This is a genomic window from Stenotrophomonas sp. Marseille-Q4652 (assembly GCF_916618915.1).
In the GTDB taxonomy this organism is placed as follows: domain Bacteria; phylum Pseudomonadota; class Gammaproteobacteria; order Xanthomonadales; family Xanthomonadaceae; genus Stenotrophomonas.
This window is the reverse complement of record NZ_CAKAKE010000001.1, coordinates 484,705-497,988: the sequence shown is the minus strand read 5'-3', so window position 1 is coordinate 497,988 and position 13,284 is coordinate 484,705. Positions and strand designations below refer to the sequence as shown.

11 protein-coding genes are annotated in these 13,284 nt (G+C 64.9%); all 11 read right to left on the bottom strand.

Annotated features, from left to right (window positions below; translation table 11 throughout):
* Window positions 1-117: 117 nt before the first annotated feature.
* The gene (nuoN, locus tag LG380_RS02270; protein WP_225763418.1) at window positions 118-1,572 is read right to left on the bottom strand and encodes an NADH-quinone oxidoreductase subunit NuoN; all 1,455 of its coding nucleotides are present in this window, start codon (window positions 1,570-1,572) and stop codon (window positions 118-120) included.
* 35 nt (window positions 1,573-1,607) lie between these two features.
* On the bottom strand, window positions 1,608-3,116 hold the full coding sequence (locus LG380_RS02265) for an NADH-quinone oxidoreductase subunit M (protein ID WP_225763417.1): 1,509 nt from the start codon (window positions 3,114-3,116) through the stop codon (window positions 1,608-1,610).
* A 20-nt stretch (window positions 3,117-3,136) separates the two neighbouring features.
* On the bottom strand, window positions 3,137-5,245 hold the full coding sequence (gene nuoL, locus LG380_RS02260; RefSeq protein WP_225763416.1) for an NADH-quinone oxidoreductase subunit L: 2,109 nt from the start codon (window positions 5,243-5,245) through the stop codon (window positions 3,137-3,139).
* 7 nt (window positions 5,246-5,252) lie between these two features.
* Complete coding sequence (gene nuoK, locus LG380_RS02255) at window positions 5,253-5,558, bottom strand: NADH-quinone oxidoreductase subunit NuoK (RefSeq protein WP_225763415.1); 306 nt, start codon at window positions 5,556-5,558, stop codon at window positions 5,253-5,255.
* Window positions 5,555-6,217, bottom strand: coding sequence for an NADH-quinone oxidoreductase subunit J (locus LG380_RS02250; protein WP_225763414.1), 663 nt, complete (start codon window positions 6,215-6,217; stop codon window positions 5,555-5,557). The genes nuoK and LG380_RS02250 overlap by 4 nt, the downstream gene beginning before the upstream one ends.
* A 9-nt stretch (window positions 6,218-6,226) precedes the next feature.
* The gene (nuoI, locus tag LG380_RS02245; RefSeq protein WP_225763413.1) at window positions 6,227-6,715 is read right to left on the bottom strand and encodes an NADH-quinone oxidoreductase subunit NuoI; all 489 of its coding nucleotides are present in this window, start codon (window positions 6,713-6,715) and stop codon (window positions 6,227-6,229) included.
* A gap of 4 nt (window positions 6,716-6,719) precedes the next feature.
* Complete coding sequence (nuoH, locus tag LG380_RS02240) at window positions 6,720-7,811, bottom strand: NADH-quinone oxidoreductase subunit NuoH (protein ID WP_225763412.1); 1,092 nt, start codon at window positions 7,809-7,811, stop codon at window positions 6,720-6,722.
* Window positions 7,808-10,042, bottom strand: coding sequence for an NADH-quinone oxidoreductase subunit NuoG (gene nuoG, locus LG380_RS02235; RefSeq protein ID WP_225763411.1), 2,235 nt, complete (start codon window positions 10,040-10,042; stop codon window positions 7,808-7,810). Before nuoG ends, nuoH begins: the two co-directional genes overlap by 4 nt.
* Complete coding sequence (nuoF, locus tag LG380_RS02230; RefSeq protein WP_225763410.1) at window positions 10,039-11,379, bottom strand: NADH-quinone oxidoreductase subunit NuoF; 1,341 nt, start codon at window positions 11,377-11,379, stop codon at window positions 10,039-10,041. Before nuoF ends, nuoG begins: the two co-directional genes overlap by 4 nt.
* A gap of 3 nt (window positions 11,380-11,382) precedes the next feature.
* Window positions 11,383-11,910, bottom strand: coding sequence for an NADH-quinone oxidoreductase subunit NuoE (gene nuoE, locus LG380_RS02225; protein ID WP_225763409.1), 528 nt, complete (start codon window positions 11,908-11,910; stop codon window positions 11,383-11,385).
* Between the two features lie 91 nt (window positions 11,911-12,001).
* Window positions 12,002-13,231, bottom strand: coding sequence for an NADH-quinone oxidoreductase subunit D (locus tag LG380_RS02220; RefSeq protein ID WP_263973790.1), 1,230 nt, complete (start codon window positions 13,229-13,231; stop codon window positions 12,002-12,004).
* Window positions 13,232-13,284 lie beyond the last annotated feature (53 nt).

Here is a 13,284-nt window from a genome sequence, read left to right as displayed (position 1 = left end):
TTGGCCACCCCACCCTGGATCAACCGTTGGCTGACCCGAATGCCGCACTCTGGCGAGGCGGCATTCCTTAACACAGGCGACGAATATTACACGAGTTTCGCCGTTCTGTGTCAAAAATCAGGACAAATGCGCGAACGCGTTCTTGCACCACTGCAGGATCGGGTTCATGCCCAGCGGCAGCACCAGCAGCGCCAGCGAGTTCACACCCAGCACGACGCCCACGAGGCGGTTGTTGCCGGTGGAGATCGCCTCGCCGGTCGGCTCGTCGAAGTACATCACCTTGATCACGCGCAGGTAGTAGAAGCAGCCGATCACCGCGCAGATCACGCCCAGGATCGCCAGCCACAGCATGCCGCCATCAACGGCCGCGCCCAGCACCATCAGCTTGGTCCAGAAGCCCAGGAACGGCGGCACGCCGGCCAGCGAAGCCATGATGCACAGCACCAGGCCGGCCATCCACGGGTTACGCGCGTTCAGCCCCTTGAAGTCGTTGATGTTCTCTGCCTCGAAGCCACGGCGCGACAGCGCGATGATGGCGCCGAACGAAGCGGTGGACATGATCGCGTAGCTCACCGCGTAGAACAGAGCGGCGCTGAAGCCACGCTCGCCACCACCGGCAATGCCCAGCAGCAGGAAGCCGATGTGCGACACGGTCGAATAGGCCAGCATGCGCTTCAGGTTGGTCTGCGCGATGGCCATCAGGTTGCCGACCACCAGCGACAGCGCGGCCAGCCCGCCGATCACCTGCTGCCACTGCTCGGACATCGGGCCCGCGCCGACTTCCAGCAGGCGGTAGGCCATGCCGAAGGCAGCCAGCTTCGGTGCCGAGCTGATGAACAGCGCGATCGGGGCCGGGGCACCCTGGTAGACGTCCGGCAGCCACATGTGGAACGGGGCGGCACCGAGCTTGAAGGCCACGCCGGCGATCATGAACACCACGCCGGTCAGCAGCAGCAGGGTTTCTTCGGAGTCGGCCCCGGCTGCGTGGATGTTGCCCAGGTCCAGGGTGCCCGTCGCGCCGTAGACCAGCGACATGCCGTACAGCAGCAGGCCCGAGGCCAGCGAGCCGAGCACGATGTACTTCATGCCGGCTTCGGTCGCCAGCGGGCTTTCGCGATTGCTGGCCACCAGCGCGTAGGAGCACAGCGCCAGCAATTCCAGGCCCAGGTAGACCATCAGCAGGCTGCCGGCCGAGACCAGGATCATCATGCCGGCGGTGGCGAACAGCAGCAGCACCGGGATCTCGCCCTGGTACAGGTCACGCTCGCGCAGGTAGTTGAAGCCGAACAGCAGGGTCAGGCCGCTGACCAGCACCACCACGGTCTTCATCACGTCGGCAGCGGCATCGCGCACGAACATGCCGTGGAATACCTCACCCTGCCCGCCCGCACCGGAGAGCAGCATCGCGAACACCACCACGAGGATGGCGACCGACAGGAAGTGGGTCCAGACCTTGTTGCGCTGGCTGATGAACAGGTCAAGGATCAGCAGCGCGAAGGTGCTGCCGACCAGCACCAGTTCTGGCAGCAGCGGCATGAGGTCGGCGGCGGTCAACGGCACGGGCGTGGTCATCATGAAATCCTGGAATCAATACTCTAGACGGCCGGTCACAGCAGCTTGCTGGATGCGATCTGCATCGCCAGCTTCGCGATGGACGGCTCCATCAGGTCGGTCAACGGCTTGGGATAGATACCCAGCGCCAGCACGCCCATGGCGAACACGCCCAGCACCAGCCACTCGCGGCCGTTGATGTCCTTAAGCTCGGCGACATGGGCATTGGCCACTTCGCCGAAGAACACGCGCTTGTACAGCCACAGCGTGTAACCAGCGCCGATGATCAGCGTGGTCGCCGCACCGAAGGCCGCCAGCGGATGCCACTGGAAGCTGGCCAGCACGACCATGAACTCACCGACGAAACCGCTGGTGCCCGGCAGGCCGGCGTTGGCCATGAAGAACAGCATGGCGAAGGTGGCGAACCACGGCATCACGTTGACCACGCCGCCGTAATCGGCGATGCGGCGGCTGTGCATCCGGTCGTACAGCACGCCCACGCAGGAGAACATCGCGCCGGAAACGAAGCCGTGCGAAATCATCTGCACCATGGCGCCCTGCAGGCCCAGGCGGGCGGCGTCCGGGTTGCCGGCATCACGCACCAGCCACAGCGCGATGAAGGTGCCCAGGGTGACGAAACCCATGTGCGCGATCGACGAATAGGCGATCAGCTTCTTCATGTCGTCCTGCACCAGCGCGACCAGGCCGACGTAGATCACGGCGATCAGCGAGGCAGCGATCACCAGCCACGCCCATTCCTGGGAGGCGTCCGGCACGATCGGCAGGTTGAAGCGCAGGAAGCCGTAGCCACCGATCTTCAGCGCGATGGCGGCCAGGATCACCGAACCGGCAGTCGGCGCTTCCACGTGCGCGTCAGGCAGCCAGGTGTGGACCGGGAACATCGGCACCTTGACCGCAAAGGCGATCAGGAACGCGAAGAAGATCCAGGTCTGCTCGGTCGCCGACAGCGGCAGCGCGTACAGGTCGGCCAGCTGGAAGCTGCCGCCCTTCAGGTACAGGTAGATCAGCGCCACCAGCATCAGCACCGAGCCGAGGAAGGTGTACAGGAAGAACTTCATCGCCGCGTAGATGCGACGCGGGCCGCCCCAGACGCCGATGATCAGGAACATCGGGATCAGCATCGCCTCGAAGAACACGTAGAACAGCATCGCGTCGGTCGCCGCGAAGATGCCCACGGTCACGCCCTCGAGGATCAGGAACGCGGCCACGTACTGGTGCACGCGCTTGTTGACCACGCCCCAGGCGCCGATCAGCGCGAGCACGCCGATCAGGGTGGTCAGCAGCACCAGCGCGATGGCGATGCCATCCACGCCGAGGTTGTAGCCGACATCGAAGGCCGGGATCCACGGCCGCTGCTCGACGAACTGCAACGCGTCGCTGTTGCTGTCAAAGCCGGTCAGCAGCGACAGGCTGAGCAGGAAGGTCACCAGGGCGACGGCCAGCGACGCCCAGCGGGCGGTCTCGGCGTTGCGCACGGCAAGGATCAGGGCACCGCCGATGATCGGCAGCCAGATGAGGACACTGAGTAGGGGCCAGTTCGACACGTCTTCTTATTCCGTACAGGTCAACGCCAGTTGTGCATCAGCACGCCCAGCAGGGCGATCAGGCCAATGATCATCACGAAGGCGTAGTGATAGAGGAAACCGGATTGGGTGCGGCGCAGCAGGCGGGCGGACAGGTCCACCACGCGGGCCGAACCGTTGACGAACAGGCCGTCGACGATGTTGCTGTCGATCCAGCGCGACACCTTGCCAATCTGCACCGAACCACCGGCGAAGCCGTTGATCCACAGCTTGTCGAAGCCGTACTTGTTCTCCAGCACCGACACCAGCGGCGCGAACATCCGGCGCGACCTGCCCGCCAGGTCCGGCCTCCAGATGTAGAACACCCAGGCCAGGACGAAACCGGCAACGGTCAGGAAGAACGGTGCGACGGTCATGCCGTGCAGGGCGAACTTGACGGCGCCATGCCAGCCCTCCTTGCCCAGCTCGGCGATGGTGTTGCGCGCCGGGTCGTAGAAATCAACGATGCCGGTGAAGAAGGACATCGCCTGCCCCGGGATGCCATCGGCGGGGCCGTGGCCGGTCCAGTCGGTACCGAACAGCATCGGGCCAATGGTGAAGAAGCCGATGAAGATCGACGGGATCGCCAGCAGCATCAGCGGCAGGGTCACCACCCACGGCGACTCGTGCGGCTCGTGTGCACCATGGTGACCATGGTCGTCATGGTGGGCATCGTGGCCATGGTCGTCATGATGGTTGTCGCGGAAGCGCTCCGGACCGTAGAAGGTCAGGAACAGCAGGCGGAACGAGTAGAAGCTGGTGACGATCACGCCGCCGAGCACCGCCCAGTAGCCGTAGGTGGCCACCCAGCTGTCGGTCGCATGGGCGTGCAGCTCGGCGGCCTCGATGATCGTATCCTTGGAGTAGAAGCCCGAGAAGAACGGGGTACCGACCAGGGCCAGGGTGCCGATCCACATACCGATGAAGGTCAGCGGCATGTACTTGCGCAGGCCACCCATCTTCAGCATGTTCTGTTCGTGGTGCATGCCGATGATCACCGAGCCGGCGCCCAGGAACAGCAGCGCTTTGAAGAAGGCATGGGTCATCAGGTGGAACACGGCGGCCGAATAGGCCGACACGCCCAGCGCAACGGTCATGTAGCCCAGCTGCGACAGCGTCGAGTACGCAACCACGCGCTTGATGTCGCTCTGCACGATACCGATCAGGCCGGTGAAGAACGCGGTGGTGGCACCGATGAACAGGATGAAGTCCAGCGCCGTCTGCGACAGCTCGAACAGCGGCGACATGCGGGTGACCATGAAGATGCCCGCGGTCACCATGGTCGCGGCGTGGATCAGCGCCGAGATCGGGGTCGGGCCTTCCATCGAGTCCGGCAGCCACACGTGCAGCGGCACCTGGGCGGACTTGCCCATCGCGCCGATGAACAGGCAGATGCAGATCATCGTGGCGACGTTCCACTCCTGGCCGGCAATGATCTGCACGGCCGGGTAGCCGGTGATGTCATTGCCCAGCACCGCGCTGGCATTGGCGAACACGGTGGCGTAGTCCAGGGTGCCGAACGCCCACAGCACGCCGGCGATGCCCAGCAGGAAGCCGAAGTCACCAATGCGGTTGACCACGAAGGCCTTCATGTTGGCGAAGATCGCGGTCGGGCGCTTGAACCAGAAGCCGATCAGCAGGTACGACACCAGGCCTACCGCTTCCCAGCCGAAGAACAACTGCAGGAAGTTGTTGCTCATCACCAGGGTGAGCATCGAGAAGGTGAACAGCGAGATGTAGCTGAAGAACCGCTGGTAGCCCGGGTCGCCTTCCATGTAGCCGATGGTGTAGATGTGCACCAGCAGCGACACGAAGGTCACCACGACCATCATCATCGCGGTCAGCTTGTCGACCATGAAGCCGACGTGGGCCGAGTACTGGCCGACCTCGAAGAAGGTGTAGACGTTCTCGTTGAACGGGCTGGCTCCCTGCGAGACCAGCTGGTACAGCACGAAGCTGGACAGCGCGCAGGAGATTGCCACGCCGAGGATGGTCACGGCCTGTGCGCCGAAACGTCCCACCTGGCGCCCGAACAGGCCGGCGATGATGCTGCCGAACAGCGGTGCGAGCACCACTGCGATCAACAGACTCTTGGAGAGAGTGATTTCCATCTGTGGATCAGCCCTTCAACGAATCGACTTCGCCGACATTGATCGTGCGGCGGGTACGGAACAGGGTCACCAGGATCGCCAGGCCGATGGCGGCTTCGGCCGCGGCCACGGTCATGATGAAGAAAACGAACAGCTGACCGGCGGTGTCGCCCAGCTCGCGCGAGAAGGCGACGAAGTTGATGTTCACCGAAAGCAGCATCAGCTCGATCGACATCAGCAGCACGATGACGTTCTTGCGGTTGAGGAAGATGCCGGCAACGCTGATGCAGAACAGCACCGCGCCCAGTGCCAGCATGTGGCCCAGAGTAATCATGGCTTAGACTCCTCGGCGTCCTGCGATTGCGAATTGCCGGCAACGTGCACGACGGGCTTTTCGGCCTTCATCTTGACGATGCGCAGGCGGTCACCGGCCTTGACCATGGTCTGCTCGCCCGGGTTCTGCGTCTTGATGCCGGTGCGGTGGCGCAGGGTCAGCATGACGGCGGCCACCACGGCCACGGTCAGGATGACGGCCGCGAACTCGAACGGCAGCAGGAACTCGGTGAACAGGCTGCGGGCCAGCCAGGTGATGTTGGAGGTATCGGCGGCCAGCGCGGCGGCGTTGTCGGCCGGGAACGGGTTGACCGCCCTGCCCTTGACGCCGATCAGCATCAGCATCTGCACCAGCATGGCCACAGCCACGATCAGGCCGATCGGCAGGTAACGCACCCAGCCTTCGCGCAGGTTGCTGGTGTCGATGTCGAGCATCATCACCACGAACAGGAACAGCACCATGACCGCGCCGACGTAGACCAGCACCAGGGCGACGGCCAGGAACTCGGCGCCGACCAGCAGCCACACGCAGGCCACGGAGAAGAACGTCAGGATCAGGCACAGCACGGCATACACCGGGTTGCGCACGCTGATCACGGCCGCAGCGGAAATGCCGGCCACGATCGAGAAGATCCAGAAACTGATATTTACCCAATCCATCTCGTGACCTCAGCGATAGGCGGCGTCGGCGGCGCGGCGCTCCGCGATCTCGGCTTCGAGCCGGTCGCCGATCGCCAGCAGCTGCGGCTTGGTGACGATGTTCTCTCCACGGTTCTCGAAGTGGTATTCGAGGATGTGGGTCTCGACGATCGAGTCCACCGGGCAGCTTTCCTCGCAGAAGCCGCAGTAGATGCACTTGAACAGGTCGATGTCATAACGCGTGGTGCGGCGGGTGCCGTCCTCGCGCTTGGCCGAGTCGATGGTGATGGCCAGCGCCGGGCATACGGCCTCGCACAGCTTGCAGGCGATGCAGCGCTCTTCCCCATTGGGGTAACGGCGCAGCGCGTGCAGGCCACGGAAACGCGGCGACTGCGGGAACTTCTCCATCGGGTACAGCACGGTGTACTTCGGCTTGAAGGTGTACTTCAGCGTCAGCCACAGGCCGCCGATCAGTTCGAGCAGCAGCAGGCTCTTGAAGTAATGGGTGATCTTGTTCATCGAATTACACGCCCTTCTGGATCACGCCGTAGAACACCATCAACGCCGTCACCGCGATCCAGAAGATGGTGAGCGGAATGAAGACCTTCCAGCCCAGGCGCATGATCTGGTCATAACGGAAGCGCGGGAAGCTGGCACGGAACCAGATGTAGGCACTGGCGAAGAAGAAGACCTTCAGCAGCAGCCACGGCCAGCCGCCGGTCCAGATCCAGTTGATCCACGGCGAGATGTCCGCGGTGACCCAGCCTTGGATCGGGCTCAGCCAGCCACCCAGGAAGAAGATCGAGATCAGGAAGCTGACCAGGATCATGCTGGCGTATTCGGCCAGGAAGAACAGCGCGAACGCGCCGCCGGAGTACTCCACCATGTGGCCGGCCACGATTTCCGATTCGCCTTCCACCACGTCGAACGGCGCACGGTTGGTTTCGGCAACGCCCGACACCCAGTACACGACGAACAGCGGCAGCAGCGGCAGCAGGAACCAGTCGAAGAAGCCGTCGTCACCGCCCTGGGCGAGCACGATGTCGGTCAGGTTCAGGCTGCCGGCGGCGATCATCACGCCGACCAGGGCAAAGCCCATGGCGATTTCGTAGCTGACCACCTGCGCGGCCGAGCGCATCGCGCCCAGGAATGCGTACTTCGAGTTCGAGGCCCAGCCCGCCAGGATGATGCCGTACACGCCCAGCGAGGTCATCGCCAGCAGGTACAACAGGCCGGCGTTGGCATTGGACAGCACCAGCTGCGAGTCGAACGGCACCACCGACCAGGCGGCGAACGCCGGGGCCAGCACGATCAGCGGCGACAGCACGTAGATCGCCTTGTGCGCACTGCTCGGACGGATGATCTCCTTGAACAGGAGTTTGAACACGTCCGCGAAGGCCTGGAAGATGCCCATGCCGACGTACATCGGCCCGTGGCGGACGTGCATCCAGCCGATGAGCTTGCGCTCCCACACCACGTAGAAGGCCACAGCGATGATGATCGGCATCGCGATGACGAGGACCTTCAGCACGATCCACAGCACCACGCCGATATCACCCAGGCCGAGCAGCCACTGCTGCAGCGGGCTGACCGCGTTCAACAGCATCTCGTTCATGCAGCCACCACCGTTACACGACCGGCGCCCAGCGGTGCGGTCGCACCGTGGCCCGTTTCAATCCAGACCGAACCCGAGGCGACGCGGGCGTCGACCACCACCGGGAGCGTGGCCTTGCCGGCCTCGCTGCCCACCTTGGCCACCTGCCCTTCCTGCAACTGCAGGCGGGCGGCATCGTCGCTGTTGAGCACGATGCGCGCGGCGGTGTTGAGCGGATGGGCCTGCAGCGCGGCCGCGCGACGGACCACCGCATCGGTACGGTAGATGGCCGGGGTTGCGACCACTTCCAGGCCTTCGCCGGAAACCTGCGGCTGCGCCGAGGCGGCAACAGCGACATTCACCGGCGCCAGGCTGGCGCGCAGGCCGGTCAGGTCGATGAAATCAAAACCGGCCAGCTTCATCTCGCCACCCAGTGCACGCAGCGCACGCCAGCCCTCGCGGGCCTCGCCCGGCAGCTTGCCACCGGCACGGGCGTGCTGGTCACGGCCGTCCAGGTTGGTCAGGGTCGCATCGATCTCCGGCAGCAGGCCGATCGGCAGGATCACGTCGGCCGCGGCGCGGGTCGATTCGCAGGCGAAGTGGCTGAAGGCCACGACCTTGGCGGCGTTCAGCGCCTTCAGCGCGGAGGCGGTGTCGGCAAAATCCAGGCCCGGCTCGATGCCGTACATGACATAGGCCTTGCGCGGCTGGGCGAACATCGCCGCCACGTCCTTGCCGGCCGGCAGCACGCCGGCGCGGGACAGGCCCACGGCATTGGCTCCCTGCGGGACGCGGCACAGGCGGGCGCCGGTGGCAGCAGCGAAATCACGCGCGGCGGCGCGGATCGCGGCGGCCTGCGGGTGGTTCTCTGCAATAGCACCGACGATCAGCACGGCGCTGCCGCTGGCCTTGACCGCCTCGCGCAGCGTGGCATCGCCCAGGGCCGCGACGAACTGCGACGGGGCCACGATCTGCTTGCCTTCCAGCTTGAAGGCGAAGTCGAAGTCGACCGGGTTAATCGCATGAATGCGCGCGCCGTTGCGGGTGTGCGCCTTGCGCAGGCGGGCGTGCAGCAGCGGCAACTCGTGGCGGATGTTGCTGCCGAGCACGACGATGCTGGCGGCCTTCTCGATCTCGGCCAGCGGCAGGCCGAAGACCTCGGCGGTGGCGGCGTCGGAGAAGTCGCGGTTGTTGATGCGGTGGTCGATGTTGGCCGAGCCCAGACCGGCGGCCAGGCGGGCCAGCAGCGCGCCCTCCTCGTTGGAGGTGGACGGATGCACCAGCACGCCGACGTCGTCGCCACGGTTGGCCGACAGGATCTCGGTGGCGGCGGCCAGGCCTTCGGCCCAGCTCACTTCCTGCCACTGGCCATTGACCTTGCGCATCGGCTTGACGGCGCGGTCGGCGGCGTACAGGCCCTGGTGCGAATAGCGGTCACGGTCGGACAGCCAGCACTCGTTGACCAGCTCGTTGTCGCGCGGGACAACGCGCAGCACTTCGCCGCGGCGCACGTGCACGAACAGGTTCGAACCCATCGCGTCGTGGTAGCCCAGCGACTCTCGCGCGGTCAGTTCCCACGGACGGGCGCGGAACTGGAACACCTTGTTGGTCAACGCGCCGACCGGGCACACGTCGATGACGTTGCCCGACAGCTCGGTGGTCAGCGGCTTGCCGTCGTAGGTACCGATCTGCAGGTTCTCGCCGCGGTACATGCCACCCAGTTCATAGGTGCCAGCCACTTCGGCGGTGAAGCGCACGCAGCGCGTACACTGGATGCAGCGGGTCATCTCGGTGGCGACCAGCGGCCCCATGTCCTCGTCCGGCACCACGCGCTTGCGCTCGTTGAAGCGGCTGACCGAGCGGCCATAACCCAGCGAAACGTCCTGCAGCTCGCACTCGCCGCCCTGGTCGCAGATCGGGCAGTCCAGCGGGTGGTTGATCAGCAGGAATTCCATCACCGAGCGCTGGTACTTCAGCGCCTTGTCGCTGCGGGTAGACACCTTCATGCCGTCCATCACCGGCGTGGCGCAGGCCGGGGTCGGCTTGGGCGCCTTCTCCACGTCGACCAGGCACATGCGGCAGTTGGCCGCGATCGCCAGCTTCTCGTGGTAGCAGAAGCGCGGAATCGGGATGCCGGCCTTGTCGGCGGCCTGGATGATCATCGAACCCTTGGGCACGACCAGGGACTGGCCGTCGATCTCGACGGTCACGTGGTCCGGCGGCACGTTGGGATTTACCGGTTGCGCGCTCATGCGGCAGCAGCCTCCACCTTCTTGCCGTCAACCATCGAATGACCGTTGACGATGTAGTACTCGAATTCGTCCCAGAACTGGCGCAGGAAACCCTGGATGGGCCATGCCGCCGCTTCGCCGAACGCACAGATGGTGTGGCCTTCGATCTGGCCGGCCACCGCCTTGAGCTGGTGCAGGTCTTCCATCGTGGCCTTGCCGGCGACGATGCGCTCCAGCACGCGGTGCATCCAGCCGGTGCCCTCGCGGCACGGAGTGCACTGGCCGCAGGATTCCTTGTGGAAGAACTGGCTGATGCGGCAGGCGAACTTCACGCAGCACACGCTGTCGTCCAGCACCACGATCGCGCCCGACCCCAGGCCCGAGCCCAGCGCACGGATGGTGTCGTAGTCCATCGGCAGGTTGTCCAGCTCGGCCGCGGTCAGCACCGGCATCGACACGCCGCCCGGGATCGCGCCCTTGAGCTTGCGGCCCGGCTTCAGGCCACCGGCCATTTCCAGCAGCTCGTTGAACGTGGTGCCCAGCGGCACCTCGAAGTTGCCGCCCTTCTGCACGCAACCGGACACCGAGAAGCACTTCGGGCCGCCGTTGGCGGTCTTGCTCAGGCCCTTGAACCACTCCGGGCCGTTGCGGATGATCGCCGGGACCGAGGCGTAGGTCTCGGTGTTGTTGATCGTGGTCGGCTTGCCGTACAGGCCGAAATTGGCCGGGAACGGCGGCTTGTAGCGCGGCTGGCCCTTCTTGCCCTCCAGCGACTCCATCAGCGCGGTTTCTTCGCCGCAGATGTAGGCGCCGGCGCCCAGCGCACCGTAGATGTCGATGTCCACGCCACTGCCCAGCACGTTCTTGCCCAGCCAACCATTGCTGTAGGCATCGGCCAGGGCCTGCTCGAAATGCTCGAACGGCTCGTGGTGGAACTCACCGCGCAGGTAGTTGTAGCCCACGGTCGAACCGGTGGCGTAGCAGGCGATCGCCATGCCTTCCACCACCGCGTGCGGGTTGTAGCGCAGGATGTCGCGGTCCTTGCAGGTGCCCGGCTCGGATTCGTCCGAGTTGCAGAGGATGTACTTCTGCATGTCGCCCTTGGGCATGAAGGACCACTTCAGGCCGGTCGGGAAGCCCGCGCCGCCGCGGCCGCGCAGGCCGGACTGCTTGACCATCTCGATGACGTCGGCCGGCGCGATCTTCTCCTCGAGGATCTTGCGCAGCGCGGCGTAACCACCGGTCTTGACGTAGTTCTCGTACGACCAGGGCGTGTCGAAATGCAGCGTGGTGTAGACCACATTGTGCGGCTGCGGCGCAGGACCGACCGGGCCGGTAGCTTGGTGGTGATGTGCCATGGCTTACTCCAACCCGTCCAGCAGCTCGTCGACCTTCTCGACGGTCAGGCGCTCGTGGTAATGGCCATTGATGACCATCATCGGCGCGCCGGCACAACCGGCCAGGCATTCTTCCTCGCGCTTGAGGTACACGCGACCATCGGCGGTGGACTGCCCCAGCTTGCAGCCGAGCTTCTTCTCGGCATGCGCGACCAGGTCCTCGGCGCCGTTGAGCCAGCAGCTGATGTTGGTGCAGAAGGCGACGTTGTTGCGGCCGACCTTCTCGGTCTCGAACATCGAGTAGAAGCTGGCGACCTCGTAGGCCCACACCGGCGGCAGGTCCAGGTACTTGGCCACGGCGGCGATCAGCTCGTCGGTCAGCCAGCCCTGGTTCTGTTCCTGCGCGGCGTGCAGCCCCTGCAGCACCGCCGAACGCTTGCGGTCCGGCGGGAACTTCGTCAGCCAGTGGTCAATGTGTGCACGAGTCTTGTCGCTCAGCACCACCATCGGGTCGACGTCGCGCGCCGCCTCGAAATTACCTGTCGCCTTCATCGGCCGACCTCAGCAAATATCAAATCATGATTGGGCTTGTGCGCCGCCGGCATCGCCTGCCGGGTCGCAAGTTCCGAGTGGTCGCCGGACATCACCGGTCGACCTCGCCGAACACCAGGTCGTAGGTACCGATCATCGCCACCACGTCGGCCAGCATGTGGCCGCGCACGATCGTGTCGATCGACGACAGGTGGGCGAAGCCCGGCGCGCGCAGGTGCACGCGGAACGGCTTGTTTGCGCCATCGGACAGCAGGTAGCAGCCGAACTCACCCTTCGGCGCCTCGACCGCGGCGTAGGTCTCGCCGGCCGGGACGCAGTAGCCTTCGCTGAACAGCTTGAAGTGGTGGATCAGCGCTTCCATGTCGTCCTTCATGTCCTCGCGCCTGGGCGGAGCGACCTTGAAGTTCTTGACCATGACCGGGCCGGGGTTGGCCTTCAGCCACTGCACGCACTGCTTGATGATGCGGTTGGACTCGCGCATCTCGGCCACGCGCACCAGGTAACGGTCGTAGCAGTCGCCGTTGATGCCGACCGGGATGTCGAAATCAACCGCGTCGTACTTGGCGTACGGCTGCTTCTTGCGCAGGTCCCACTCGATACCCGAACCACGCAGCATCGCGCCGGTCATGCCCCAGGCCAGGGCCTGTTCCGGGGAGACCACGCCAATGCCGACGGTACGCTGCTTCCAGATGCGGTTGTCGGTCAGCAGGGTTTCGTACTCGTCGACGCGCGCCGGGAACTCGTTGGTGAAGTTCTCGATGAAGTCCAGCAGCGAACCTTCGCGGGCAGCGTTGAAGTGCTTTAGGGTCTTGCCCTTGCGCCAGCGCGATTCCTTGTACTTGGGCATGTGGTCCGGCAGGTCGCGATGGACGCCACCCGGACGGTAGTAGGCCGCATGCATGCGCGCGCCGGAGACCGCCTCGTAGCAGTCCATCAGCTCCTCGCGCTCGCGGAAGGCGTACAGCATCACCGCCATCGCGCCCAGGTCGAGCGCGTTGGAACCCAGCCACATCAGGTGGTTCAGGATGCGGGTGATCTCGTCGAACATCGTGCGGATGTACTGCGCACGCTCCGGCGCCTCGATGCCCATCAGGCTCTCGATGGCACGGACGTAGGCGTGCTCGTTGCACATCATCGACACGTAGTCCAGTCGATCCATGTACGGGATCGACTGGTTGAACGGCTTGGATTCGGCCAGCTTCTCGGTGCCACGATGCAGCAGGCCCACGTGCGGGTCGGCACGCATGATGGTCTCGCCGTCCATTTCCAGGATCAGGCGCAGCACGCCGTGCGCGGCCGGATGCTGCGGGCCGAAGTTCATCGTGTAGTTGCGGATCTCCTGCCGGCTTTCGGCGGGATTGCTCGCAAAGGCCT